20 protein-coding genes are annotated in these 25,475 nt (G+C 63.3%); 10 read left to right on the forward strand and 10 right to left on the reverse strand.

Translation table 11 applies throughout. The features are described 5' to 3' along the window. Positions 1-64 precede the first annotated feature (64 nt). Positions 65-748 (forward strand): LuxR C-terminal-related transcriptional regulator, encoded by a 684-nt coding sequence (locus GR328_RS06780; RefSeq protein ID WP_160883770.1) that lies wholly within the window; start codon positions 65-67, stop codon positions 746-748. Positions 749-1,094: 346 nt separating this feature from the next. On the opposite strand, the gene GR328_RS06785 is transcribed toward GR328_RS06780, so the two are convergent. After that, on the reverse strand, positions 1,095-1,742 hold the full coding sequence (locus GR328_RS06785; RefSeq protein ID WP_160883771.1) for a DUF1236 domain-containing protein: 648 nt from the start codon (positions 1,740-1,742) through the stop codon (positions 1,095-1,097). Positions 1,743-2,311: 569 nt separating this feature from the next. Between GR328_RS06785 and GR328_RS06790 the strand changes: the two genes are divergently transcribed. Further along, entirely contained in the window at positions 2,312-2,521 is a 210-nt protein-coding gene (locus tag GR328_RS06790; RefSeq protein ID WP_160883772.1) for a hypothetical protein, read from the forward strand. Positions 2,522-3,300: 779 nt separating this feature from the next. On the opposite strand, the gene GR328_RS06795 is transcribed toward GR328_RS06790, so the two are convergent. Together GR328_RS06795 and GR328_RS26840 are read right to left on the reverse strand one after the other, a co-directional pair. Then, entirely contained in the window at positions 3,301-3,438 is a 138-nt protein-coding gene (locus GR328_RS06795; RefSeq protein WP_160883773.1) for a hypothetical protein, read from the reverse strand. Between the two features lie 172 nt (positions 3,439-3,610). After that, complete coding sequence (locus GR328_RS26840) at positions 3,611-3,775, reverse strand: hypothetical protein (protein WP_205789806.1); 165 nt, start codon at positions 3,773-3,775, stop codon at positions 3,611-3,613. Between the two features lie 509 nt (positions 3,776-4,284). On the opposite strand from GR328_RS26840, the gene GR328_RS06805 reads away from it, so the two are divergent. Further along, a complete protein-coding gene (locus tag GR328_RS06805; RefSeq protein WP_160883775.1) occupies positions 4,285-4,716 on the forward strand; it encodes a PRC-barrel domain-containing protein in 432 nt (143 codons plus the stop codon). A gap of 238 nt (positions 4,717-4,954) precedes the next feature. Here GR328_RS06805 and GR328_RS27200 read toward each other — a convergent pair whose 3' ends face one another. Both GR328_RS27200 and GR328_RS06815 read right to left on the reverse strand, forming a co-directional pair. Beyond that, positions 4,955-5,530 (reverse strand): FAD-dependent oxidoreductase, encoded by a 576-nt coding sequence (locus GR328_RS27200; RefSeq protein WP_246215735.1) that lies wholly within the window; start codon positions 5,528-5,530, stop codon positions 4,955-4,957. 243 nt (positions 5,531-5,773) lie between these two features. Beyond that, the gene (locus GR328_RS06815) at positions 5,774-6,115 is read right to left on the reverse strand and encodes a cupin domain-containing protein (RefSeq protein ID WP_160883776.1); all 342 of its coding nucleotides are present in this window, start codon (positions 6,113-6,115) and stop codon (positions 5,774-5,776) included. 411 nt (positions 6,116-6,526) lie between these two features. Here GR328_RS06815 and GR328_RS06820 point away from each other — a divergent pair, with 411 nt between their 5' ends. Further along, positions 6,527-7,600 (forward strand): sodium:calcium antiporter, encoded by a 1,074-nt coding sequence (locus GR328_RS06820; protein ID WP_160883777.1) that lies wholly within the window; start codon positions 6,527-6,529, stop codon positions 7,598-7,600. A gap of 683 nt (positions 7,601-8,283) precedes the next feature. On the opposite strand, the gene GR328_RS06825 is transcribed toward GR328_RS06820, so the two are convergent. The 3 genes from GR328_RS06825 to GR328_RS06835 all read right to left on the reverse strand — a co-directional run bounded on the left by GR328_RS06825 (position 8,284) and on the right by GR328_RS06835 (position 12,759). Then, positions 8,284-8,472 (reverse strand): CsbD family protein, encoded by a 189-nt coding sequence (locus GR328_RS06825; RefSeq protein WP_160883778.1) that lies wholly within the window; start codon positions 8,470-8,472, stop codon positions 8,284-8,286. A 457-nt stretch (positions 8,473-8,929) separates the two neighbouring features. Continuing rightward, the gene (locus tag GR328_RS06830; protein WP_160883779.1) at positions 8,930-9,919 is read right to left on the reverse strand and encodes a phasin family protein; all 990 of its coding nucleotides are present in this window, start codon (positions 9,917-9,919) and stop codon (positions 8,930-8,932) included. A gap of 428 nt (positions 9,920-10,347) precedes the next feature. After that, positions 10,348-12,759 (reverse strand): PBP1A family penicillin-binding protein, encoded by a 2,412-nt coding sequence (locus tag GR328_RS06835; RefSeq protein ID WP_246215736.1) that lies wholly within the window; start codon positions 12,757-12,759, stop codon positions 10,348-10,350. 312 nt (positions 12,760-13,071) lie between these two features. Between GR328_RS06835 and GR328_RS06840 the strand changes: the two genes are divergently transcribed. The 6 genes from GR328_RS06840 (at position 13,072) to GR328_RS06865 (ending at position 22,835) form a co-directional block, all read left to right on the forward strand. Then, on the forward strand, positions 13,072-13,389 hold the full coding sequence (locus GR328_RS06840) for a hypothetical protein (protein ID WP_160883781.1): 318 nt from the start codon (positions 13,072-13,074) through the stop codon (positions 13,387-13,389). Positions 13,390-13,832: 443 nt separating this feature from the next. Continuing rightward, entirely contained in the window at positions 13,833-14,231 is a 399-nt protein-coding gene (locus GR328_RS27205) for an I78 family peptidase inhibitor (RefSeq protein ID WP_246215737.1), read from the forward strand. Between the two features lie 118 nt (positions 14,232-14,349). After that, positions 14,350-14,553, forward strand: coding sequence for a hypothetical protein (locus tag GR328_RS06850; protein ID WP_160883783.1), 204 nt, complete (start codon positions 14,350-14,352; stop codon positions 14,551-14,553). A gap of 33 nt (positions 14,554-14,586) precedes the next feature. Then, positions 14,587-17,121: an NAD-dependent epimerase/dehydratase family protein gene (locus GR328_RS06855; RefSeq protein ID WP_160883784.1), complete on the forward strand. Its 2,535-nt coding sequence runs from the start codon at positions 14,587-14,589 to the stop codon at positions 17,119-17,121. Positions 17,122-17,680: 559 nt separating this feature from the next. Next, entirely contained in the window at positions 17,681-18,562 is an 882-nt protein-coding gene (locus GR328_RS06860; protein ID WP_160883785.1) for a hypothetical protein, read from the forward strand. Positions 18,563-18,716: 154 nt separating this feature from the next. Continuing rightward, positions 18,717-22,835: an nSTAND3 domain-containing NTPase gene (locus GR328_RS06865; protein ID WP_205789807.1), complete on the forward strand. Its 4,119-nt coding sequence runs from the start codon at positions 18,717-18,719 to the stop codon at positions 22,833-22,835. Between the two features lie 57 nt (positions 22,836-22,892). Here GR328_RS06865 and GR328_RS06870 read toward each other — a convergent pair whose 3' ends face one another. Continuing rightward, positions 22,893-23,879: a BsuBI/PstI family type II restriction endonuclease gene (locus GR328_RS06870; RefSeq protein WP_246215738.1), complete on the reverse strand. Its 987-nt coding sequence runs from the start codon at positions 23,877-23,879 to the stop codon at positions 22,893-22,895. Beyond that, a complete protein-coding gene (locus GR328_RS06875; RefSeq protein WP_160883788.1) occupies positions 23,824-25,386 on the reverse strand; it encodes an Eco57I restriction-modification methylase domain-containing protein in 1,563 nt (520 codons plus the stop codon). Before GR328_RS06875 ends, GR328_RS06870 begins: the two co-directional genes overlap by 56 nt. Positions 25,387-25,475: the final 89 nt, after the last annotated feature.

Consider the following 25,475-nt stretch of genomic DNA (forward strand, 5'->3'; position numbering starts at 1 on the left):
AGCTAGGCGGATTGCAGGTAACCATGTCAGACAGATCAAGGCTGTTCTCATTTCCAAGAATCCATTGATCGATACCGGGATCCGCCATCTTCTCGAGGGGAGTTGCTACGCCGTGGCGGGCATGGTCCACGATGTGGCGGCCCTGCCCAACCCTTGTCCCGGCGCTGAGCCCGATCTGTTCATCATCGCCGGCGGCAATTGTGGCGAGCAGACACTCGAGACTGTGAGGCTCCTAAGGACCAGGCATTCCAGCGCCAGAATTGCCGTGATTGCCGACCATTTCGATCTGGCCTTCGTGCGCCTCGGCCATGCGGCCGGCGTGCACGGCTTCTGCCTGTCGGGGAGCAGCCGTGACGTTCTCATCAAGTCGCTTGAATTGATTTCGTTGGGAGAGGAAATTCTGCCGCCCGTTGTGATGACTTCACTCCTGAACGGGAGCGAGGCGGCCTCTGCGCCGAAGTCCTTCGATGGCCTTGCCTTCTCGGGGAACAGCTCCGAGGCGCACAAGAAGGCCAAGCTGTCCCCGAGAGAAGCCGAGGTGCTGAGACATCTCATGGAGGGGGCGGCCAACAAGGTCATCGCGCGCGAGCTCGATGTGGCCGAGGTGACAGTCAAGGTTCACGTCAAGACGATTTTGAGGAAGATCGGGGCGGCCAATCGGACTCAAGCCGCTATGTGGGCCTCTGCGCATCTTCCCGGCCGCGAGGGTCTCGCGGGCCGCCGGCAGGGATTGTCCGTGTCAGGTTGAGGCGAAGCGCTGCTGCGATCAGCTGCACGGCCTGCTGTCAGACGGGTAAGAACCCTCCTTGCCCTTTCCCCTCCATGCCCTCGAAATCCCCGATTGCCGCGTCCCGGACTCCCGAACCGGTCGCTTTCATCGCCGCGGCGTCGAGGTCGCCTGGAAGGCCGACGTCCCTGGTCACAATCAGATGGGCAGAAGATTCCTTGGCAATCTCCTCTCTTGTATCCCTTCCAGCCCGCTTGTTTCTGCACAGCCCCGCATGGTTGCGGTGAAGCGGACCCCGTCGGCAAAAACCCCGCGTTGCGAAGCCACGCGGGGTCCGATGAACTGTCGCGAATGCGCTCCTTTCGGGCTACCGTTCGATCACCGTGACGACACGGCGGCTGCTGCCTTCGACGATGTAGTAGCGGTCATCCACCAGCACGACCTTGCAGTCGCGCACGCCCGTGATCAGGCTCTCCAGGGTGGTCGGGCAGTCGACGAGTTCTGTCACTGTCGTGGGAACGGTCTGACCCACCGAGATGGTGATGTTCTGCTGCACCGGCCTGATGTTCACGCTGCGAAGCGTCTCAACAGCTCGGGTGCGCTGTTCGCCCGTGATGTTGACCGTGGTCGAGCTGCTTGCACCCGCTGCTGCGCCACCGCTCGTGCCAGCCGTGCCTCCAGAAGTGCCGGATGCAGCGCCGCCGGACGTCGTGCCGCTCGCTGCGCCGCTCGAATTGGTGCCGCCACTGGTCCCTCCGGACGCGCCTGAGGAAGTGCCGCCGGAAGTCCCACCTGACGTGCCCGATGTCCCAGACGATGTGCTCCCCGAGGCGCCACCGCTGGCTCCGCCTGAAGTGCCTGCGGAGCCGCCGCCGGACGTGCTGGGCGCGACGGTTGTTCCGCCCGATGAACCACCAGACGAGCCGCTCGAAGAACCGCCGCTTGTCTGGGCGACAGCCGCAAGGCTCAGGGAGAAAGCCGCAGCGGCCACTGTCGTCAGCAACGCTATACGCATCTGTGTAACCTCCATTCACGACCGGGCTCCCGTGAGCCCGCGCTAGCGGACAAACATTCTTCCCGGGGCGGTGTTCCCTATAGACGGTAAACGGGCTGTCATTGTGGTAAGTGTTCTCGCTGATATCATGGGATGAAGCGCTTGATTCCCAAGCACAAAAGCCGCGGATAACTTTAAGCGTGGCACTTGTATATGAACGTTTGTTCAGAATTGATCTGGCTCGAATATGCTTTTGCGTACTCAGTTTGAGCATTGCATTGCAATACTTGCCGACTATTTTGAGAGTGTTCGCGAGACATCGGCGTGACATGGCCGCTCCAAGCGATTGTGGCGGGATGCAGAGGCGCTGGGACTCTTGCTCCGGGACTCTTGCTCCGGGACTCTCGGGAATCCTTCCCGTTAAGATCGCGAACCCCGCATGTCGAGCAGGTCGCAGGCGCGCCAGTGACCGCGACGATGAATTCGAGGGGCAACAGGCTGAAGTCCGAACCAGCGCGGCCCACGACAGCGTCGGCACAGCTTGTCATGAACTTGAGAGAGTATTGTTACGCGCAGCAAAGGGAGGCGGCATGTTCTTCGTTGTAACCGGAAATGGGGAGCAGGGAGCTGTGGCGGTCACCTGCGAGACCGCAGCCGCCGCGGCGGAGAAGGCCCGCGCTCTGACCCTGGAAGGGATGAAAGACGTTCTCATCACGGATGCGGATGGGCTGCAGCATGCCCCGCCCGACTTCGATCGGCTGTTCGTTACGATCCCGGCGGAGACGCGGTCTGCCTCCTAAGGCAGTGGACGCTGCGTTTCCGTACCGGCTCGTTGCTGTCCCTTGCGCCATGCTTCAGCGGGCAGTCGCGCTGAAGCAATCCTGTCGGCCGGGCTGCGCGCTCTCGATCTCAGGAGCGCCGAAGACCTGGCCTCGCGCTGGCGCATCCAACGGGCACGAGGGAGCGCGTTGAAGGGTGCTCCCGTCCAAGGAAGAAGCATCGGAGGGGCTCCCGAAAGGGCAAGTCCACTTTTCGCGTCCGATGCTCCAAGCCCCTAAGCTCCCACAGGGCCTCATGCGGAGCGAGCTTGCTCGCGCTCTTTCCGCCGCAGGGCAAGGAGCAGGTCGATGCAGTCGTCCGGGATTGGTGCGCCAATGATCGGTCGGTAAACCAGGCGCAGTCTGCGGCCGATCCGGACCTGGGCGGCCTTGCCAAGTCGGCCATTTCCAGACTTCTGGTGATCTCCAGCCATCGCAACTCCAATTCTCATCAGGGGAGAGGATGTAAAAACATGGTAAACGGCTGGTTAAAATGCGGGTCTCACAGACGAGAATGGCGGCCTTCTGTACCTGGCTTGACTCTTCGGCTTGACTCTTCGGGGTGAGATGGTCTGTTCCCGCCTTTGCCTCGAGACGCGGCAGAGCTTCACCTGGGAAACGGTTATCGCAAAGAGCGGCTCACGGAATCCATGGTCCAACGGCCGCGTTTGCCGCTTCCCCAGGTTGGTCACGAACACCCGGGCCGTCACGGCCTGGCATGTCCGGTTGCTGATTGGGCGGAAGGCCCCTGGTGGCTGAGCCTAATGCTTGGTGTCCGTCCGCGCCTCGACGATCTCGCTCACGGCCCATTTGGAGGACTGAGCTTGCCCGCCTCCTTTGGGTTTCTCCTTCTTCGGCTTCTTCGCCTCTCGGTTTCCATGCTGCTCGCGGTGGGCCATGGTCGTCTCCTTCCATATCCAGGATCGTCTCAAGGACTCAGCGGAACGCGCAGCCGAACAATAGCATATCTGGAAGACCGGCTCACCTGTGGACAGGCCACGTCCGGGCGTGCTCCGCGGGCTGTTCGCGACACCGCCCAGCGGGACAGGGGAAGGTCGCTCGACGAACTCCTCATTCCTTCGCGAGTCGGTAGGCGCTGCCGAGCAGGTCGAGCAGATCCAGCAACCGCGCTGCGTAGGGATGGCGGGCGACAAAGCCGATCTCCTCGCGCTCCGTCTCCGATTCCCGCTCCTCTGCCGGACGGGCAGTTCGAGCAGGTCCGTGATGATCAGCCACTCGATCTCGCGGCCGACTGCCGTCTCGAACATCAGATTGCGCGAGTTCAGGTACGCCGAGGCTCTCTCGACGCCGATGGCCTTCTCCGACCGCGGCAATCTTCGTAGCGAGCTGTGGCGCCGCCAGCGCGATGTTCGCGGGCGCCTTCAGCATATCCCAGCCAACCGCCTGATATCCCAGCCAACCGCCCGGCGGTGGACGGCGGCCGAGCCCGCCAGCGAGAAGTGGCGGTCCACGAACCCATCCGCGCGTGACCGGCGGCTTTCGAAGGAGCGGCGGGCCGTATTGGCCACGATGCGGCCCGCGTCCGCGGGCGAAAGCTCAGGAGGATTTTGCAAGGCTCCAGCAGACCATCCGTCATGAGGCACCAAGGTCGGCTGTGCGGCTGCGCAAGTCTTCCTCCATGCCGGTGACAGGGCCACGCATCCACCCGGCATGTCGCGGCGGATCCTGAGCCAAGCGGGAACAGCCTTCACGATCACGACGTTCAATTCCGGGAGGACGCTGTCATGCCGACGAAACTGCCCGACGAAAGACAGATCCGCGAGCCGGGCTCTTTGGAGCTCGATCCTTCGGGCGAGGGCGTCGCCCTTGACGAGACCCGGCGTCTGATCGCCTCCAGCAAGGTCGAGGGCACCCCGGTGTTCAACCGGGCAGGGGAGCAGCTCGGCACCGTGTACAATTTCATGGTCGACAAGATTTCGGGCCAGGTCGCCTATGTGGTGATGAGCTTCGGCGGCTTTCTCGGGATCGGCGAGAACTACCATCCGCTGCCTTGGCGGGCGCTGACCTATGACACTCGGCTGGGCGGCTATGTGGTGGATGTCAACAAGGACCGGCTGGCTGAAGCTCCACGCTATGGCGCCGGCGAGGATCCCTTCACGGATGACGAGTACGGCGCGAGGGTCGACGCTTACTACAAGACCACGCCGTCTGCCTGATCTCTCCGCTGCACGGGTCAGGCCGTAGGCTGAGGTATCGTGAGTGCGACAGGAATTTCTGAGGCGAGGTCCGGGGGGAACGTCGCCGGCCGGCGACGGCTCGGGGCTCGTTCGGCAGAGAAAGGGGCACGTAGGCAACGTTCGCTGTCTACCGGGGCAACCGCTATCCACATCACGAGGTTCGGCCGAGAATGGCCGCCCTTGAGCAGACCGGCAGATCGACTTCGGCGGCAGCCGCTCACGCGCGGGACCATGATCCGCCTCCCGGAGGGGAAAGTTCGTCCGGGTCCAGTGCTCCAGCCCACGGAAGGCCGGACGACATCACCATCCTGGCCCATGTTGAAGCGGGGCCCAACGTGATCAGCAAAGGCCCATCCTCATCCCGGCCTGTCCGGATTGAGTGCGTTGGGTCGTCGATGCCGATGAACATGCCATCGACGGCGCCGGGGTCCTCAAGGCGCAATGCCATGGCCACATGGCTGCGGGGCTGTGTGCGGTTGGCATCACCAACAGGGCTCTTCACCGTCATGCTGGTGGCGGTGACCACCCAGGCTGCCCTGATCGTCCCATGCCTGGTCCCGACACGCCATCGATCGTCCTGGTCGAATGACGTGGCCCGGCTCTGCTCAAAGATCCGGCTGCCCCGAGCCTCGACCGCTTTGGCGAGAGCCATCAGATAACGGGCCGGATTGAACGGGGCCTGGTCATGGAAGCAGAGAGCCCCGGCCGTCGGGAAGGGCAGGGGGCGGTCGAGAGCCTGCGCCTCGGGGTCCGGGATCCGGGCCGCCTCGGTCTCCTGACGGATCTCATCCATCCGGTGCGGGTCACACGTATAGGCTTAGGCCGCCTTGCGCTCGTAGTCGCAGGCGATGCCGGCGTCTCGATCCAGGTGCGGATCCGTTCGACGGCGACGCGATGGGCCTCGGCATAGAACATCGCAGTCCTGCGCGCCAGCCAAGCGCGGGAAAGCTTGCCTTCGGGGCTGTTGCAACCCAGCAGGAATCATGGCGTCCGGGAAGCGCGGCCACCGGGTTCCTCATGGCTCCAGCCGTTTGGCTCAGGTCTGCTCACGGCCGTGCACTTGGGCCGGCGGAGCCGTGGCCTCGACGGCGGTGAAGGTCTCCAGGATCCGGTAGGTGTGTTCGGCCCCAGCCGGAACCATCCAGGAGTCCCCGGGCTCCAGCCGGATCGTCTGCCCCTCGATCTCCAACTCGGCCCGTCCTGCGATCACGTAGCCGACGACCTCATACCCGTGCTTGTGCGAGGGTTTGTCCTGCGTCGGCTCCTCGTCGCGCCAAAGCCGCATGGAAACGCGCTTGCCCGAGGCGAGGTAGACCTCGCCCTGGTCGCCCTTGGGAGAGTGGGCGCTGCTCACTTTCGTTACGGTTGTGTCGGTCATGGGCGTCTCCCCGGCATTCTCAGGGCTGCTTGCGTTCGAATGCTCCGACCCGCCCGCCTTTGGGCAGATGGGTTGCTCTGCACGCAACCGATGGTCGCGCGCTCCCCAAGGGAACCCGGGTGCGAGGCCAGGGTTCCGGCGCAATGCGGTGTTCCGGCGAGCCGGAAAACCAACCCTTCATGAGCGTGCCAAAGCTGCCAGCCAGACGCGGTCCGCTGGAACGCATGCGGTATCCGGTGGTTAAGTGCGAGGATCAAGAACAGTTCCTGCAGGTTTGCCGGCTGTTCTTCGCCCGAGCGGGCCCAGCCTTCAGCAGTATCGGCTCTCCTCAGCAGACGTCGCCGTCGTCCTCGCGTGTTGCAACCGGAGAGGCTTCGCAGGCGGAGCATCGCTCCGAACGGAGAGGATACTTTGGCCTTCGACAATCTCTCGATCTGGCTCAACGGCGGGATCTTTGCCGCGAGTGCCGTCATCGTCTGGCTGGCCGGCAGCCGCCTGGCCCTCTATGTCGACGGGATTGCGGGCCGGACCGGCATCGGGCAGGCCTTCACGGGCATGCTGCTGCTGGGCGGGATCACGTCCCTGCCGGAGATCGCCACCGTCACCACGGCGTCCTGGACCGGCAATGCGCCGCTTGCCGTCAATAATCTCCTCGGCAGCGCATCGATCAACATCCTGCTTCTGGCGATTGCTGACGCCGTATTGGGCCGCAATGCCCTCACATCGGTGATCGGCAAGCCGGCGACCCTCCTGCAGGGCACGCTCGGCATGATGCTCATGGCCGCCGTTGCCGCGGTCGTCCTGGCGCGCGATGTCCCCGTTGCCGGTGTGGGGTTGGGCTCGACGGTCCTGATCGTTCTGTGCTTTGCGTCCCTGTGGCTGTCCTCAGGCTACGAGCGCCGGCACGTGTGGACGGCCATCGACGATGAGCCGGACACAGGCGATGTGCCAGGCGACGATGAACAGAATGAGAGCCAGGGGCAAAAACAGTCCCTGCGCACGCTCGTCATCAAGACGATCATCGTCGGGGTCGTGATCCTCGGCGCCGGCTTCCTGCTCTCCCAGACGGGCGACGCCATCGCGAAGCAGACCGGGCTGGGCGCAAGCCTCGTCGGCCTTGTGCTGGTGGGCTTTGCGACGTCGCTGCCGGAACTGAGCTCCATCATCGCGGCGGTCCGGATCCGTCGCTACGAGATGGCGGTTGGCGACATCTTCGGCACCAACCTGTTCAACATCGCTCTCATCTTCTTGGCTGATCTCGCCTATCCCGGAGGCCCTGTCCTCGCTCAGGCGGGCGCCTTCGAGTCCGTCGCGGCCCTTGTCGGCCTGGCTCTGACCGGTGTCTTCGTCGTCGGCCTTCTAGAGCGCAGGGACAGGACCGTCGCCCGTATGGGCTACGACTCGCTGGCCGCCATCGTGCTCTACGTCGCCGGGCTCGTCCTGCTGTACGTGCTCGATCAGCGCAGTGGCTCGGGCATGGGCTGAGGAGTTCCTGCCGGTGTCGCGTCTGGTGGTTCCGGCATTCCGGCAAGCCGCGCTCCAAGCCGCCCTCCAAGCCGCCCTCCATGTGCCAGGGCTCGATGCCGCAGCTTCGGAAGGCCGAGGAATCTGGACGAGGGCGCAGCCCCACACCATTGCGGAGGCGGTTGGCCTGTGAGCGACGATCGATCGGGGACCGACCTGCCGAGTGGATCATGCGGGACCCGTAAGCTGCCGATCACAATCCTGCAGGTTCACTTCGCATGGATCACACAACGATGGTCCGCGGGCTTGCTCGCCCGGCCCGGGAGCAGCAGGCCTGCGCGGCAGACGGAGCCGAGTTGCCGGACAATCCGTTCGTCAGTTTTGAACGACCTGGATTACCTTACGGTTTTCCAGGTCGACCGCGGCCATGGTCTTGCCGGTGAGCAGGAATTTGTAGCTCGTGGTTTCCGGCACTTCGCCCATGCTGTCCTACGGAAGGCCTCACGGCCCTACGCTCTCCGGCACGACCTCAAGGGGCCGCCAGTCTCCACCTCAGGCGGCTTCTCCCGCCGCATGTCGGCTTGATCGCGGCCTGCTTCTCCGGGGCAAGCGGCACAGGCGGCGTTGTTCCACCCGAGTGCCGCCCGTCCGGCCGCTGCCGACGTCCCGACCAGGCTCACCAGCAGGCGCCCACGCCGTGTCACTCATGGATTGCGCCGGCCGTCGTCGCGCAGACTGTCCTTCAATCCACCGGCCGTGTTCTGGATCTTGCCTTCGGCCTGATCCATCTTGCCTTCGCTGCGCAGCTTCGTGTCACCGAACATGCGCCCGAAGAATTCCTTCACACGTCCGCCGAGCGTTTTGGCGCTACCTTCGATGCGATCTTGATCCATGGCATTGCTCCTGATGAGAAATCATTTTCAAGATCAACGCATTGCGGTCAGGGCCGTTCCGGGTCTGGCCTCCGACGGAGACCCTCCTCGTCTATGATCCACACTCCTGCCGCATGCGTTGCTACGAGCGTGGGTCAATCAGAACAGCGTGAGGAATGTCACCGAGCTTCGTCTCTGCGGAGGACCGGGAGTACGATCGTTCGCTCGACATTGGGACGCCGTCAGGTTTTGACGTCCACGCGGCGCAGACCTCCTCGGGGGCCAACGGCTTCAATCTGTTCCATTCGGCATCCTGACTCCACCAGGAGCAGCGGCCGGGAACCGTCCTGTCTCATGGTTGAAGGAGCGCCGCCACCCGGCATTTAGAGCATCGGACCCGCTTTTGGGCCCGAAGCTCCACTCTTCCAAGAGCGCATCGTTCGAAGCGCAAAACCGGCCCCACTGTCTTACACGATGGCTAGGCTGCGCCGCGGACCCGCTCGGCGGTCTTCTCTGCCTGCACGGATACGGTGCGGGTGGCGTCCTCGGCCATCTGGATCGTGAGCTCGGCGATGCGCCGGCTGTTCTCGACCGTCAGCTCCAGGTTGTCGCGCAGGAGCGAGCTTTGCACCTCGATGAGATCGGTCACCGAGCGGCAACGGGCGAGCGACTGCAGGCCGTCGAGGTTACGCTGCAGGCGCTTCTGGCTGCGGTCGACCACTTCGCGCGAGACTTCCTGCAGGCCGCGGGCCAAGGCGGTGCCGGACTGGGCCACAGCCCGGAGGTTGTGTGCCGCCTCCTCGCTCAGCCCCAGGGCGACCCCGTCGGATCGACCCGCCGCCTGAAAGCCTTGACCCGTCGAGCGGCGAGTGAGCTCCGAGAACGTGCCGAAGCCGGTCTGGACTACCTCCTGCAGGGCTTGAACCATGGTCTGGGCGCTCTTCACGCCAGCCTGCAGCGTGTCGGCCACGTCCCCGGTCACCCGCTGCACGGCTTCACCTTGCTCACGGGCTTGTCGGCTGTCGGCGCGCTTCATCTCGTCGATGCTTGCCATTTCATCTTCCACCGTTTCGACTATGGCGTTGGCTTCCTCGTCGCTCAGGACTTTGAGCACCGCGGGAAGCAGTTCCTTCCTGTCGTCGCGAATGTGCTGCTGAAACACCCTCCGCAGCTCTGACACCCGGCCGATGAACTCCGCACCGTTCTTGGGCATGCGGTCCAGTTCGGACAGGAGCGCGGCCGTTTCCTGATTGTCGCTGATGGCCTCCCGCAGGAGATCGTCCATCCCGTGCCGTCTCAGCACAGGAAAGAGGTGTTCCTCCTGCAAGGTGGCCAGCAGTTCCAGCTCCTCCTTCAGGTCCGCGAACAGTCGCTCACGGGTTTTGATCGCGTTGTCGGACGCCGCGAGGAGCTTGTCGAAGAGCTCGTTCGCCTTGTCGGGTGGGGTTTGGCTGAACCGTCCGTTCATCATTGTTCCTCGCAAAAATCATCAAAGAAACGGTCCCAGGCTCCGCAGCTTGGACCACATGCCGTGACACTGATATGTCGACTGAACTGAATACGTTACGCGGGACTCACGTCTGGCGGGCAATCTTGTACGCCCGCCGACCCATTCATCTGGCGGTGACGTGTTACTGACCTTTGAGGGCGCTTGTCCCTTGAGTTCGGTCCGCAGGGGACCAGGTTTTGATTTTTTTAACCGAGGTTAATTCGAGGACGGTGCCTAAGGTTCCCGGGCGATGACACGCGGCGCAGTATCGCGCAGGCGCAAGGGTCGGGCCGCCTCCGGGCCGGTTCCGGCTCGCGCATCTCTGCACTTGGAACGACGCTGTCGGATCGGATGACGTGAGTGGTCTTGCCGCCCTGCTCCTTGCTGAGGCGACATTGCTCTTCGCCTCAGCGGCGCCTCCGCCACACCCCCAGGCGGGCTGAGCGGGCCTGATCCTCGGCGGCCAGCAGCTCCTCGGATGCATCCGGCGTCGCCCGCCCGCCGCCGGCGGCCAGGATGATCGCCGAGAGATCATGCCTGCCGATCCGGCAGCGCTGCATGCCCGGCGTAGCGCCCGGGGCGCAGACAATCTCCCGCCGCCGCAGGAACCGGGCGAGTTGCCGGGCCATGTTCCCCCGCTCGCCCTGAATGCCCTCCAGGCGGACCATGGTGCCGCGGATGGCCAAGGTTCCCGTGTCCACGACCTCCGGGACCCCGCGCAGGATGGCGGCGCCCGAGGCGGCCGGGGCCGCGTCGCCTGGATCGGCAGGCGCCACCTGCTCCGTCGGCGTCCGAGGCTTGCCCCTGGCGAGCAGCGGAGCGGCCCGGCTGATGAAGTCGCGCCAGATCTCCGCCGGCAGGTCGCCGCCCACCACCTTGTTCGTCGGCGCGTTGTCATCGTTGCCGACCCAGACGCCGACGATCAGATCCGGCGTGAAGCCGATGAACCAGGCGTCGCGGTACTCTTGCGTGGTGCCGGTCTTGCCGCCCGCCGGCACGTTCGGAAGACGCGCCGCCTTGCCTGTCCCCTCCCGCACCACCGCTTGAAGGAGGTCGAGCATCGCCGCCCGGCTCTCGCCAAAGCCCTCGTTCCGGGGAGCGCTGCCCGGGCGAGTGAACAGGGCCTGCTGGGTTGAACCCTGGATCGAGCGGATCGTGTAGGGTTCAAGAGACAGGTTGCCGGTGGCCACCGCCGCATAGGCGCGGGTCATCTCCAGCAGGGTCACCTCGGCGGACCCGAGCGCCAGGCTCGGCACCGCAGGCAACTCGGAATGTACGCCCAGGCGCTTGGCGGTTTCGATCACCGCCGGGATGCCGACCTCATCAGCCAGTTGGGCCGCGACGGTGTTGATGGATTGCGCGAAGGCGTTGCGAAGGCTCACCGGTCCGCGGAAACGGCCGTTCGCGTTCTGCGGCTCCCAGTCGCCGATCTGGGTCGGGCGGTCGACCACGACGGACCGGGGATCGTAGCCCTTCTGCAGGGCGGCGAGATACACGAACAGCTTGAACAGGGATCCGGCCTGCCGCCGCGCCTGAGTGGCGCGGTTGAACTGGCTCGCCTCGTAGTCGCGCCCGCCGACGAGGGCCCGGATGGCCCCATCGGGCGAAAGCGCGACCAGGGCCGCCTGCGAGACGTTCTTCTGCCGCCCCTCGGCGTCGAGCCGGCGTTCGATGATGCCTTCCGCCAGCCGCTGCAATTCCAGATCGAGGGTGGTGCGCAGGGTCAGGTCGCCCGGGGATCCGCCGAGCAGACGGCGCACGTCGGCGGCCATGGTATCGACGAAGTAGTTGGTGCCGGGCGGGGTCTCTGGGGGCGTGCGCAGGTTGATCGGCTCGTCCCGAGCCGCCTCCGCCTGCTCGGCCGTGATCGCCCCGGTCTCCACCATGGCCTGGAGGACGGTGTCGGCCCGCTCCTTCGCCCCTCCGAGATTGCGGGTCGGGGCGAGCTGGGAGGGAGCACGGACGAGACCGGCGAGCATGGCGGCCTCGGAGAGCGACAGCTCCTTCGTGGGCTTGGCAAAGTAGCGCTGGGCCGCCGCATCGACGCCGTAAGCGCCGGCGCCGAAATAGGCCGTGTTCAGGTAGCGCAGCAGGATCTCCTCCTTGCTGAGCTGGCTCTCCAGCCAGAGGGCGATGATTGCTTCCTGGATCTTGCGTCGCAGGTTCTGGTCGGGCGACAGGAACATCAGGCGCGCCAGCTGCTGGGTGATGGTGCTGCCGCCCTCCCGGGTGCCGCCGGCCTGCCAGTTGCGCCAGGCCGCCCGCAGGATGCCCCAGGGATCGACGCCGAGATGGCCGTAGAAGCGGCGGTCCTCGATGGCCACGACGGCCTGGGCGAGATGCACCGGCACGTCCGCCGCCGTGACCTTGGCGCCCTTGAAGACGCCGCGGGTGGCGAAGGTCTCGCCGTTGTCCGCCTCGACGACGAGGGCGCTCGGGGTCGGGTCGACCTGCAGGCCCCCGTCCAGCGGCAGGGTGGCGATGCTGTAGCCGACGATCAGGGCCAGCAGGACGGCGAAGCTGCCGGTGACGATGAGGAGGTGACGCAGCCGGATGCGGGACAGGACGCGGCGCACGCCCCTGCCGGTACGCTTCGCGCCCTGAATGATCGGTCCGCGCAGCGGCCCGAGTGCCGCCGCCGTGCGGCCTGCCGCGGCCCGAGCCAGGCGGGTGCTCGCCGCAGCGGCGAGGCGGCTCCGGGCCGCGACCGTCCCGGCGAGCCGCCTGCCTTCCATGGCGGCCTTCAGTCCCGACGGCGCCACCCGAGCCTTCCATCGTTCGAGGCGGGACGGGGCGGGGCGCGGCGCAGGCTCCGCCAACGACAGGATATCCCTCTGCGGCTTGGGTCCGGAAGGCTCATCCGAAGCTGGGGTGGGTGTCGTCACGATCCGCGGCTTTCTACTGCTACGCCTGTACAACCCGGATCGGCGATTTGCGTTGCGCCGGGCGGGCCGCCTTGTGCCCGGGCCAAGCGTGCCAGATCGAGAGCCCGGCCGCCGCTGCCCAGGACATGGCTCGAGCATCGGACGTGAGAGGCGGATTGCCGTTCGGGTCAGGTTCAGGCGGGCCCCGATAGGGCAATCTCTCCGGATCCGCCACGTTCGCTCATCGAGAGCGTCAGGAGCTGCCTCATGAAAATTCTTGGGAAGAAGCCTGGATGGATTGCCGCATTGAGCCTGATCCCGGCCGGGTGGGCGGGCAGCGCCGCCGCCGATCCCTGGAAGGATGAAAGCGGCAAGGGCCGCTGGCGGGGCGGTTACGAGCGCGGCTACGACGACCCTGGCCCGGGGGCCGGCTATGGCCGTGAGCGTCCCCGCCGTGAGCGCCAGGCTTTCAAGCAGGAATATGACGACGGCCGCTGCAAATACGAACGCAAGCTGGAGAAGAGCGGCGAGTACAAGGAAGAGGTCAAGTGCCGTGGCGGCTATCGGTCGAGCTATCGGTACTGAGGCCCGTGGGGGCTGCGATCATCCTTCGTCGGATGATGGCTGGCACCCCGTCGCTTAAGGCGGCCGGATTCGATGAAGCATGCTCCCAAAAGGCATTGGAGCAGGACCAGCGCGGCCTGCCTGGGGGCTTTCCTGGGCATGGCGGCTGCCATGGCTCACCAGCTTCATCATACCCTCGTCGGTGAAATCCCCGACGAAAATCCCCTTGTCCATATCTTCCCCGAATTTGTGGGCCTGACAGCGGGCAGCGCCCTGATGCTGGCAACCGTCGCCGAGATCCGCAATCGGCTTGTGCGGCAATTTCTCCCGGGCCGCCGTGAAACGGACTCGAGGGGGCTCGTGTGGATCCGACGAGGGCAGAGAGACGGTCAAGGATGCCTGAAGGCGCCCCGTCATCGGGATCAAGACTCTCGGGTTGACGGGGGCACGTGAAGGACTGGACAATGGCCCGTTTCTCGAATTGGCCGCATTCGCCGTTCATCTTGGTGATCCCGATAGGCCCGACGGAGGCGGCCGTGCGATTCCACAGCGATCGAACTCCGTGCCTCAGCCGCGGTATACCGGCTCTCGTTACGTCTGGGCTGTTCACGATTGCCTCCATCCCCGGGCTTGCCCAACCCGCCACCGCTCCGGTCCAACAGGCATGCACCGCGAGCAGGGCTCACTCAGTGGTCGGGCAGCCATACTCTCCGGAGCTTGCGGAAAGGGCCCGCCGCGCAGCGGGCGCCCGCGAAATCCGCAAGATCGAGCCCGGGGGTGCCTACACGATGGACCTGGATTCCACCCGGCTGAACGTCGAAGTGGACCGCGCCGACACCGTGACCGGCCTTCGCTGCGGGTAAGCCTTCGGCAGCGCAAGATCCTGGGCACTCTTGACCGCGGGCCGTCGTCCACCAAGAAGATTGTGAACGGGCCTGCAGCCGCGGCGACGAGGGCCCTCGACCTTGCGGGAGGAGAGCCATGACGCCAGACCTTTGCGACGCGTTCCGAAGAAACGTCGACGGATCCTGGACCTGCATCAGGCAGAGCATGTTGACGCTCGGCGGGGGACAGAGCGTCACCATGGAGGTCGACCGGACGATCCGGCCCGGGGAACTCCTCGGGGGCTATGATCTTGCAGCCTATCTGGAGCAGACCTGCGCCCACGATGACACCGCCGAGTGAGGGTTCCCGTCGGGCTGTCGCAAGGAGGGCCTGATGCCGCGTTCTCTCGTCCTGGTCACCGGATCGAGCGGTTTCCTGGGGCAGGCCATGGCTGCACGCCTGGCGCGGCGCCACCGGGTCGTCGGGCTCGATACCGTCCAGCCGAAGAAACCCGTAGAGGGGGTCGATACGGTTCCGGTCGACCTGACCTCCGACGACCATGTGCGCGATGCCCTGTCGGAGATCCGCCGCCGGTTCGGTGCTCATCTGACTTCGGTGATCCACCTGGCGGCGTATTACGACCTCTCCGGTGAGGCGGATCCCAAGTACCGGAGCGTGACGGTGGAGGGCACCCGTCGCCTCCTGCAGGGCCTGCAGCGTGGATTCGACCGGGTCGAGCAATTCGTGTTCGCCAGCACGATGCTCGTTCACGCTCCCACCCAGCCGGGACGGCCGATCACCGAGGATTGGCCGCTCGAACCCAAATGGGCCTACCCGCAGTCGAAGGTCGAGACGGAACGGCTGGTCCTGGCCGAACGCGGCCCGATTCCGGCCGTGATCCTGCGGCCGGCCGGGGTCTATGACGAGCGCTGCCGCTCGGCCTTCCTGGCCCAGCAGATCGCCCGCATCTACGAGCGTCAGCCCACCAGCTACCTGTTCGCCGGTGACCCGTCCCACGGCCAGCCTTCGCTGCATCTCGACGATCTCGTCGATGCGGTCGAGCGCGTGGTGAACCGGCGCGGGGATCTGCCGGCCGAGGTCACGTTCCTCCTCGGGGAGACCGAGACGCCCAGCTACAGAACCCTGCAGCGGCGCATCGGCGAACTCGTGCATGGCGAGCCTTGGCCGGTGGTGGCGCTGCCCAAGCCCCTGGTCGAGGCCGGGGCCTGGGTGCAGGAGGAGGTGCTGGCGCACGATCCCTTCATCCGGCCCTGGATGGTCGAGATCGCCGACGATCACTATGAGCTCGACATCGGCCGCGCCCGCACGCTTCTGGGCTGGTCGCCACGCCGCTCTCTGCTGGCAACGCTGCCCGCCATGATCACAGCCCTCAAGGCCGATCCGACGGACTGGTACCAGGACAACAAGCTCAATCCGGCCGTGGTCGCGGGCGCGCAGGAGGAGCTGCAGGAAGTGGTCGCGCGGCAGCCGCCTTCCGACCATCCCGCGATGCAGGCTGTCGACACGGCCCTTGCGCAGGAGCACGCGGCCACGTTGTGGGCGCATCTCGCCAACATCGCCCTGGGCCTGTGGCTGCTGGCGGGCCCGTTCGCCTACGGGCTCTTCGACCCGGTCGGCCCGGTGCCGGTGCCCCCCGCTGCCGGGCACGAGCTCCCGCCGCCTGAACTGCGCAACGCAAGGCTGGCCTGGAGCGAGATGGCGAGCGGGATTGCGGTGATCGGCCTGTCGTGCCTCGCCCTCGCCCGACCCCGCTCCTGGGTGCCATGGGTCGTTGCCCTGGTGGGCGTCTGGCTGCTGTTCGCTCCGCTGGTGTTCTGGACGACGAGTGCCGCGGCCTATGCGGTCGATACGCTGATCGGCACGCTCGTGATCGTGTTTGCGGTCATGGTGCCGCCACAGGCCGGCCTCAGCCGCGAGGCCCTGGCCTCGCCTGCGGACGTGCCCCTCGGCTGGTCCTACTCACCCTCGTCCTACGTGCAGCGCGTGCCCATCGTGGCGCTGGCCTTTACCGGCCTGTTCGTCTCACGCTATCTCGGCGCCTTCCAGCTCGGGCACATCGACGGCCTTTGGGATCCGTTCTTCTCCGGTCGCGGCGGAGGCCGAAACGGCACCGAGGCGGTCGTCACGTCGAGCATATCGAAAGGCTTTCCCATCGCCGATGCCGGTCTGGGAGCGGTCACCTACATCCTCGACATCCTGACCGGCATCATCGGCGATCAGCGGCGCTGGCGCACGATGCCCTGGCTGGTGCTGCTGTTCGGGCTGCTCATCGTGCCGCTCGGAGCGGTCAGCGTCGGCTTCATCATCATTCAGCCCACAATCATCGGCGCGCTCTGCACTCTCTGCCTCCTGCAGGCGGCGATCACGGTGCTGCTGATCCCGTATTCGGTCGACGAGGTGTTCGCGACGGTGCAGTATCTGTGGCGGAGCCGGAGGGTCGGCCGCTCCGTCTGGCGCAGCCTGATCTTCGGCGGGCCGGTGCTCGCGGAGAAGCGCGATCCCGTGCAGGGCCTCGCCATGCCGGTGAGCCAGATCCTCAAGGACTTCTTCAGGGGTGGCGCCACCTATCCCTGGACACTGGTCGGCTGCACGTTGATCGGGGCTTACCTGCTCTGCACACGCCTGCTCCTTGGCGTCGAGCCGCCTCTGTATTTCAGCGATCACACCGCAGGCTGCGTTGCCATTGTCATCGCCGTCACGGCCTGGGCCGAGGTGGCGCGGACGGTGCGGCTTCTGAACGTGCCGCTCGGGCTCTGGGTCGCAGCCTCACCGTTCCTGCTCGATGGCGGCACCCCCATCGCCTTGATCGCCGATCTCTCCGCGGGACTTGCCCTGGCTGGACTCAGCCTGCCGCGTGGGGCCCGCAGCCGGGAGCACTATGGCGGATGGGACCAATCCATCCTGTAGCCGGGGTTGTTCGCGCTGGGGGCACAGGGTCGCCTGTCGGGAAGGAAGCGGCCGCCGATCCTGCAAGCGCCCCCGGCGGGAGACTCAAGTGCTCTTCAGGCCGGGCAAGCTTCCGGGGGATGGCGCGGATTCAGGCGTCCGCGCAAACCATGGCGCGCAAACCATGGATTGTCTTGTTAGACTTCGGACGAATGAGGACTTGGTGGAGCTGAGGGGAAGGGAACCTTATCTTAGAAAAGATAAGTTTTTCAATAAGTTGCCTCACTTCGTCTGGTCTCTAGTGTACCGCGTTGGTGTACCAAATGGCCGAGCTTGTGACTGCCCTGTCAACCGCTACAGATATCAACAATTTCTGAATGTCTGCTCGACAGATTGAAGCGGACCTGTGGCGAAATTCTTAACTTGAACCGTTTGCCAAGGCCGGTCTGACTTTAGGTCTCACAATGGGCCTACAGACTTTGCACGAGAGCAGTGCACTGAGGACCGCTTACGATCGTGCAAATGCCCACACGATAGTCTAAGGTCACGCTAAAACGACTGAACTCCTAAGACAGGTTAAATGTCCAGCTATTTCACCGATCGCGAGTATGGAGCGCGCCCACAAACCATTGACGTCATTGACGAGCGATTGTGGGGCGGTCTCTATAGCTTAATCCAAATCCGGATCAGCGATGGATCGTTCGGCCAGCGCTTCCCCGAACAGTGTCCCGATGGCAATAACCCATGCGGGTGCGATCAGCAGATGTTTCGCCGAGTGCTGGCTGCGGAAGTGCCCTGGGTCGAGTGGCCACTCTCGGCCGTAACCCCGCCTGCCACACCGATTATCCTTGATTTGTTGGAGTTTTGTGCTGCTGCGGTCGGCGAGCCTATCCAGGGCGGCTATCACCCCTTTTTTCGCCACTATCACCTGAGCTGGGACCGAGCGGCAGGCCTCGCGCGGTTCGTCGCGGACGTGAACCTGCTCTTTGCGCGCAACGGTGTGGCGTACGAGCTCACTTCGGAGGGGCAGGCGCGTCGCCTGCTGCCGCAGCCTGTCGCCGAGGCGCTCGGCTGGGCACGTTTCTATACAGGCGATGCCGAAGCAGACCGGCTGCTGGAGGTGGCGCGTCGACGGATTATCTCACCAAAGCTCGAGGACCGGCAGGACGCACTAGAGAAGCTCTGGGACGCGTTCGAACGACTGAAGACGCTTGAACCAGGCCCGAGCAAGCGGGTGCAGGCTGACACACTCCTAAATCGGGTCGCAGCCCCCGGATCGAAGTTTCGCGACGAGCTGGGCAAGGAGGCAACCGCACTCACGGCAATCGGCAACACGTTCAGGATCCGACATTCCGAGATGAGCCAGGAAGCCCTAACATCCTCTGAGCAGATCGATTACCTGTTCATCCGCATGTTCGCGTTCGTACATATGATCCTAAAGGTGACCGGCCGTGGCGGATAGGCGTAAGGCAAAGCCGGACACCGAGCCTCGTAAGAAGCGCCGCACAGCAACGGCCGGCGGCGCACCAGCGCGATCCAGGCGCCGGCCTGGCAATCCCGGCTATGCGGGATACGAGTACCAGATCGATGTAACGATTTGGGTCGCTCTCGAGCTAATGCTGGCGAAGAACGCGACCGAGTACGTGTCTATAGAGCCTCGATCGGATGAGGATTTGGAGGCGGCCGTGCGGGACCCTGCAACCGCGTTGCTTGGCCTCACGACCCAAGGTGAAAGCTTTGACCTCGTCCTCCAGGCCAAAACGCGGTCGGGCGCGCCATGGACGAGCCCCGCCATCGCTGACGTGCTGTTAGGAAAGCAGACGGACGAGGAGAGCGGAACGGGGAGTAAGCGGACGCGCCCGCTAGCGATGCTCGAGGGCGAGCCGCGGCGGCGTTATGTCTTTGTTACAAATGAAGCTTCGGCTGATGCTCTCCGGGCACACGAAGGACAGCACCTATTCGATTTTCCGGAGGTCGATGAGCTACCCCCGTATGCGCGCGAAGGATACGATGCTGTTGCACAGGCCTCGCTCGCACCGCGGATTTTGCTCTGCACTGGGGTCACCCTAGAGGTGCTCGAGGCGCGGATTGGCAATCTGCTTTCCCGTCACGGACATATCCCATCATCAAAACATAGGGCCTGCGTCAGTGATCTGCGTGACGAGGTTCGCAAGCGTATCCGCGGGCATGCGGCAGGACGCTGGACATATGCTGAGCTACTGGAAGTGCTGGTCCGTCATGGTGGCTCCGTGGCGCCGACGCGGGCCATGGACCATTACGTCCGACCACGTTCATTTGACGAGATCAAACGGCGGCTAGATGATGCACATGCTGTCGTGATCTCGGGTCCATCGGGGACGGGGAAGACACTCACTGCAGATATCCTCGAACTGGACCTACGCCGAGCTGACCCGCCTTTCGATATCGTGGGCGAGGAAAATGGTCCCGGTTATGTCCGCCACTACCTCACGCGGTCGGACCCGATACTATTTCACCTGCGTGATCCGTGGGGAGGCAACCGGTTAACGCCGGGCGCGGATCGGTGGAGTGGGGAGCTGCCTAAGCTCCTCGATAGCGCCGGGCCCGGTCGGAAGTTTCTCATCACGTCGCGGTCGGACGTTCTGCGGAGTGCCGGTCCCGAACTGGTGAAGGACCTCCAGCCCTATCTTGTCACGATCGAGATCGAGGACTACGGACCAGAGCGCCTGGCCAAGATCTACGACGGGATCGCCGGCGACTTGTCAGGTCACGCTCAAACGCTCGCCCGCAGGTATCGTGACCGAGCGCTGAAGGCTCTAACCCGCCCCTACGAAGTGAACCGGTTTCTCGTGGCCCTAAGCCGTGAGGACGCCAGGAGTCCGCGTAAGGTCGATGAGATCATTGCGGACTCGCAGATCGGTGCAATCTCCAGAGTCATTGCCGAGCAGATAACGCCCTGGGGTGACGATGGTGCAACGAGCGCAGCCATCATCTGGGCTTTGCTGAGCGCCCGTGGTGCAGTTGCGCGCGAGGTGTTCCCGAAGCTTGTCCGCCGCCTCCGCTCGGTTGACCCATCACTGCGGCCAGACGTTGAGGGTTTGCTCGACTTCCTCGTCGCAGGCCGCAATATCCGTCAGGACGGCGCTGCACTCGCTTTCTACCACCCACGGGTGGAAGATGGGCTTCGTATGACTTTCATGCGCCGAGCGCGGGATGCTGAAAGCGTCCTCTCAACTGTCGTCGACGTGCTCGCTGGCTGGGATGCTGCCGCAGGAGGTGACTGGGGCGTTGAAACTGGACTGGCGATCCTGCGCGTAGTCGCAAAGCTCGAGGGCATTGAACTTACGCTTACGCCTAGGACGCAAGCTTGTATCGACGCCCATCTTGAGGCCGTAGTGTCGGGAGCCGGTCAGCACTTCGATTTCGAACGAGCGTTGCAGGATCTCGCACGCTACGGCTCGGCTGAGCACCTGCCTAGCCGCCTTGCCCGTGTGCTTATCGAAGGTGAGCCGGCGACGGAGAGGATTGTGTTTCTAGATCGCTGGTATCCGCCGACATTAAGCGCAGAGGATATCGCAGCTCTCCGGGAGGATACCCGAACGAAGCCACTTATAGAGCGGTTCATTCGCGAGGTGCTGCCGTTCACGCAACGAGACTTCGACCCGGGCCTCGTATCCCTATTGGGCGATCTCGCTCCTGATCTGCACTCTGCCTTCTGGGACGCACTCGACATCATCGCTGGGCCCAGTGGCCCCAATGGGAACATCAAGTCCATCGTTGCCGGCGCCTTGGCTGGTGAAGCGCCTGACTATGAGCGCGCGATCGCCCGCTTCGCGCGTTCGGAAGCTGAAGCCGACACCTGGATGCAGAACTTCGCACACGATATCTATGAGGCGGAGGAACATGCTGTTGATGCTGATATCGCCGATCAAGCTATCGATGAGCCGAGCGAGCAGTATCACAATGCTCGAGAGGGGATGAAGGCAGTAGTGCAGCTCAGGCGGGTGCGGGAAGGGGTTGCTTGGATGGCCCAGCATCCAACCCGACGTCTGCTGGCCTACGCCCTGTCCAATCTGATCGGTCACAGCCATCGTACACCAGACGTGGCTGAACTTCGGCTGCTTCTGGAGGCCTCGGACGCGTGGACTAGAGGACACGCTTGGTGGGCGGTGCAGCAGCACTGGAACCCGGAGCTTAGCGACATCTTGGAGGACGAGCTGGCCCGTCCCGACCTGGAAGACGCTGGAACGCGGCGCCTGCTGATCGAGATCGCGGCGCTGAATAGTGGCACTAGCGCTGATCCCACCCCGCAGCTGATCGCAGTCGCCGCTCGGGTTCCCCCCGAACGCCGGTTCGAGCTCGTGCACGATGTAATGAGTGCCAAGCTGGATAGTGATCCCAATGGCGATCTCGGGCGCGCCGCGCGCCGCGCTCGCGCCGAGCAGTTGGCGAGTACTTTTACCGAAGCTGAGTGCGAGGTCGCACGCGCGCTCTTGGCGGTGCTAGCTGGAGATGAGATCGCGGGCGCCGCATCAGCTCTGTCGCCTTCTGGACGGACCCTTCTTGGTTCGATCCTAACGACCGTCTCTACCGACGTCGCGGGCCCACTCGTTTGTCTGGCAGCAGCCACAGGTCTGGAAGTAGCAGCAATAGTACAGCGCCTGCTCGCAACCGGTGATGCAAACGATGGAGAGGCTGCGGTACTCGCGGTGCTGATCAAAGACGACGCCTCTGTCCCAGCGATGTTGCGTGGGGCGCTCACACATAAGCGGTATTCTGTACGCCGGAAAGCGCTTCGTGCTCTGGTGGCCAATGCGGATCCGGGTGACCGCACTGAATTGCTTGTTGCTGCTGAAGACCACAGCGCCGACGTCCGGCTTGCCTGGGCTAACTTAATGAAAGAGCACCGATGGCCTGAGGCGATCGACACCTTGATTAAGCTGCTGGAGGATCAACGCAACTTCAGCAGCCATTTCGCATCTTCACCCAATTCGTCTTGGTCGAAGTTCAGCGTGGCTCGCGCTGCAGCTAATGCTTTAGGTGCCTATGGCGAGCTGCCGACCAGAGCGGTAGACGCCCTGCTGCGGGCAGCAGAGACCACCTCGGCCGATCCTCTCGTTGAATGCGCCGCGTTATCCGCACTCTCCGAGCAAGAAGACGAGCGCATCGTTACGACCTTGATCGCTGCCCTTGGGAGCCCTGGGTTACAAGGGGCATCCGAGTACCGCCCCCGTGCGCAGGCTGCGGCCTGGGGGCTCTTGGATCGTGTGGCCAACCAGAGGCTTCACTCGCTAGGTCCAGTAGTGGCTAAAACCGCTGAGCAGGATTATTTGGCTGTAGCCGGCCCTGTGCTTATCGCGTTCGGCGTCCTGGGCGGCTCAGAGCGCGATGGGCTGCTCGATAATCTAAGAACGCTCGGATCGTTGGATCGCGAGGAGCTCGTTAGGACTGCGGCCGTAGCTGCTGGCAACGTCGCTGGGCTGTCACTGCAAGCGCGCGAACAGACGCTAATGCGCCTTGCGAGTGGAGTGACGCTGGACCAACTTAGCCCGGAGGAACGAGCCGACATTGAGGCGTGGAGTTTGGCACTCGATCAGCGAGCGGGCGTTCAGCGCTTTATAGCCTGGCTGGCTGATGTCGCCTTCCACCTGCCCACCAATGGAGAGGTTGGTGATCCGAGAGAAATCGATTTCCCGGAGCGGATTGGTGTCCTCACAATGCGAGCATTATCTCCGGCGCGCGAGGAGAATGAATAGCAACGGTGCAACTTGTTGCACGTCTCAGGTTGATGGTGTCCCAGTAAAACTACTCCATCAAGACCGCGGCCCAAGGAAGCGGTCGCCGTTGTAGTGGATCATGTGATCCGGCATCTCAGCGATCCAGACTTCCGTCTCCCAAGCAATCTCCGCTATCCAGCGTTTGAACTCAGCAAAATTTGGGAATGCGCTGACATAGACAGGGCCTGCGGGACACTTAGACAACATTTTCTCTATCTCGAAGACGCGCTTCGGCGAGACTGGTCCATGCGATGTGACTGCCTCAATTAGGAATAGCCAATTGCGGTTCCTATCGTAGAGGACGACATCCGGCAGCTTGTCGTGTTCAGTTAGTGTAACCCCGAGGCTTGCAAAGCCTGAGTCGTCTCGGTGCAGGTCTTTGTTCTCGGTGTCACCCAGATACAGCACTTGAGATCCCGGAGCAAAGCGCGGAGCGAAATCTTCCACAATGGCTCGCTGGACCTGGTTGTGCTTGCCGGGAGAGAGGCGCAGCTCCTTTCCATCAGGCAGGCGCACGGGGATCCGCTCCATGTTTCGCTTCTTGGCATAGATCTCCGCAAGAGCCCCGACTGACGCAACAAAGTGTGCGGAGGCCTTCGCCCATTCGCTCGTGCCGTATGTACGGATGACTGCCAGGGCATCCTCAGTCAGCGCATAGTGTGCTCGGGGCGAGTTCGTTGGTAGGTTCGGCTCGAATGGATTATAGTCCGCAATGCGGGCTTGAACGAATTGATGCAGCACCTGGCGCCGGAAGGTCTCGCGAGTGTTAGGAGCGTACTCCTTGGCGAACGTATCGCGCACATAATCCATCACACCTTTAGTGACAGTTCGTGCCGTACGCGTAGCACTGACCCAAGGATCGTTAGGCCCCAGCACACAGAGCGCAAGGAGCGTGTAGCCGGACATTTGGTTCTGCTGGGCAGGTGGGAGCCCAAGAGTGCGCAGAATCTCTTGCGCCTCTTCAACACTAGCCACGAACTCGTACCTCCTTCGCAACAAGGGTATCAATCCCGTCAAGATCATTTAAGGTTTGTGCTTGTTGGCCAATTCGCACGATCACATCAAGTGCAGGCAGCGGCATAGATCGGATCTCTGTCGCCGAGACTTGAGTATTGCCGTTCACCGCTCGAAACCAAGTATCAAGAAGGCTGGAGTTCAGTAGAGCGGCAATCCCAAGGGCCTCATCCTCCGTGAGCGAGCCACCTGGTTTATGGATGTAGTTAAGATGGTTCTCAATGCCGACCATAGAACAGTCAAAATCGCGGGCGAGGTATGGCGCTGCCACTAGCCGGCGCTTTTCTTCCTTTGCGGAGAAGCGACGCAACAGAACATAGTTTGCGTTTGGCACAAGGATCCGCTGAGATGTTGATGTATTGTGGATGTACTCAGGCTTCCGTCGAGAAATTGGCCAAGTGACCCGCATTGGGTGGACATGGTTCATCCAGAGCAGCGGTAGGTATTCTGGCCCACCCTCCATACTCTGAACCTCTCGAGCTCGGAATGGGACAACAGGTCCAGTCGATATCTTCCACTTATAAGCTTGAAGTGAGCCCGGCCACGCATCGACTAGGCGCATGATGTTCTCATCAGTCTGGGTCGCCGGCATCCGCAGGACCCGGTCCTTTGAGGTGAGGTCCAAGACCTCGGTCATGGCGACAGTGCGTGTCTCACGGCTTTCGAGATCGGCAACTCCAGCGCTGGTGCTGATGTGAACCTTGCCTGTAGTCCAATTGTCTTCCCTTAATCCATGTAAGATAACATTTTCTTGCAATACCTCATCACGTGAGAATGCATCGCGGCGTGAACCGAAGACGTGCATCAAATCCGGGCGGATCACGGCAAAAAAACGTTCGCGAAATGCACGAAAGTAAGGACCAGAGGCAAAGCTTCGAGGTGTGATGAACACGAAGTCGCCGCCTGGTTTGAGCAGCGTTGCTCCAATCGCCATAAACAGCCCATAGATATTGGGTTGGCCATGCACTACGCTTAACGCTGCCTGAGCTCGGGGATCTGCCTTACTAAGTTTGAAGTAGGGAGGATTAGAAATGACAACGTCATAGGAATCCTCCGTCTTAGCGGTGAAGAGCCCTCCGAGCTGCTCAAGCCTATCGGCATTTGCAAGTATGAAGTCGGATACATGCACGTTAAATGTGAGTTGAACTTCCTGCTCAGCGGCCCAGTGTTCCAATGCTGCCAGGATAGTTTGCAGCTTGCTGGCAAGAGCAGGGTCAACTTCGTAAGCTGTAATCGCGATTTGACGCGGTCGCCCAGAAGACACAAGCGCCTCAACGGCAGCACAAAGGAGGATCCCAGCTCCTGCGGCTGGATCGAGGATCTTGATGGTCTCTCCATGGTCGCCGATTAAAGCGCCCATGAATCGCGCTACCGCAGGTGGAGTTAAGTACAACCCATGGTTCTTGCGATGGTCAGCGGTCACTGCCGCAGCATACTCCGCCCCAACTTGGTCGGCGAGGTTGCTGGGCAGTTGAATGCCGCTATCAATGAAAGCACGTTGGTTGAGCTGGTTCATCCATGCAATTTAGCTTTACCTGCGCGGGTGGCTACCTATGCCTTTGTCCTGTCCCAAGGAAATTTGCCATGAAGGCTTCAGTTCACAGG

It is taken from the genome of Microvirga makkahensis (genome assembly GCF_009830105.1).
GTDB classification, from domain to species: domain Bacteria; phylum Pseudomonadota; class Alphaproteobacteria; order Rhizobiales; family Beijerinckiaceae; genus Microvirga; species Microvirga makkahensis.

Excerpts from the sequence above, each read along its gene's own strand:
- GR328_RS06785 (WP_160883771.1), bottom strand. The coding sequence starts at position 1,742 with ATGCGTATAGCGTTGCTGACGACAGTGGCCGCTGCGGCTTTCTCCCTG.
- GR328_RS06790 (WP_160883772.1), top strand. The coding sequence starts at position 2,312 with ATGTTCTTCGTTGTAACCGGAAATGGGGAGCAGGGAGCTGTGGCGGTC.
- GR328_RS06795 (WP_160883773.1), bottom strand. The coding sequence starts at position 3,438 with ATGGCCCACCGCGAGCAGCATGGAAACCGAGAGGCGAAGAAGCCGAAG.
- GR328_RS06805 (WP_160883775.1), top strand. The coding sequence starts at position 4,285 with ATGCCGACGAAACTGCCCGACGAAAGACAGATCCGCGAGCCGGGCTCT.
- GR328_RS27200 (WP_246215735.1), bottom strand. The coding sequence starts at position 5,530 with ATGGATGAGATCCGTCAGGAGACCGAGGCGGCCCGGATCCCGGACCCC.
- GR328_RS06815 (WP_160883776.1), bottom strand. The coding sequence starts at position 6,115 with ATGACCGACACAACCGTAACGAAAGTGAGCAGCGCCCACTCTCCCAAG.
- GR328_RS06825 (WP_160883778.1), bottom strand. The coding sequence starts at position 8,472 with ATGGATCAAGATCGCATCGAAGGTAGCGCCAAAACGCTCGGCGGACGT.
- GR328_RS06830 (WP_160883779.1), bottom strand. The coding sequence starts at position 9,919 with ATGAACGGACGGTTCAGCCAAACCCCACCCGACAAGGCGAACGAGCTC.
- GR328_RS06840 (WP_160883781.1), top strand. The coding sequence starts at position 13,072 with ATGAAAATTCTTGGGAAGAAGCCTGGATGGATTGCCGCATTGAGCCTG.
- GR328_RS27205 (WP_246215737.1), top strand. The coding sequence starts at position 13,833 with ATGGCCCGTTTCTCGAATTGGCCGCATTCGCCGTTCATCTTGGTGATC.
- GR328_RS06850 (WP_160883783.1), top strand. The coding sequence starts at position 14,350 with ATGACGCCAGACCTTTGCGACGCGTTCCGAAGAAACGTCGACGGATCC.
- GR328_RS06855 (WP_160883784.1), top strand. The coding sequence starts at position 14,587 with ATGCCGCGTTCTCTCGTCCTGGTCACCGGATCGAGCGGTTTCCTGGGG.
- GR328_RS06860 (WP_160883785.1), top strand. The coding sequence starts at position 17,681 with ATGTCCAGCTATTTCACCGATCGCGAGTATGGAGCGCGCCCACAAACC.
- GR328_RS06865 (WP_205789807.1), top strand. The coding sequence starts at position 18,717 with ATGCTGGCGAAGAACGCGACCGAGTACGTGTCTATAGAGCCTCGATCG.
- GR328_RS06870 (WP_246215738.1), bottom strand. The coding sequence starts at position 23,879 with ATGATCTTGACGGGATTGATACCCTTGTTGCGAAGGAGGTACGAGTTC.
- GR328_RS06875 (WP_160883788.1), bottom strand. The coding sequence starts at position 25,386 with ATGAACCAGCTCAACCAACGTGCTTTCATTGATAGCGGCATTCAACTG.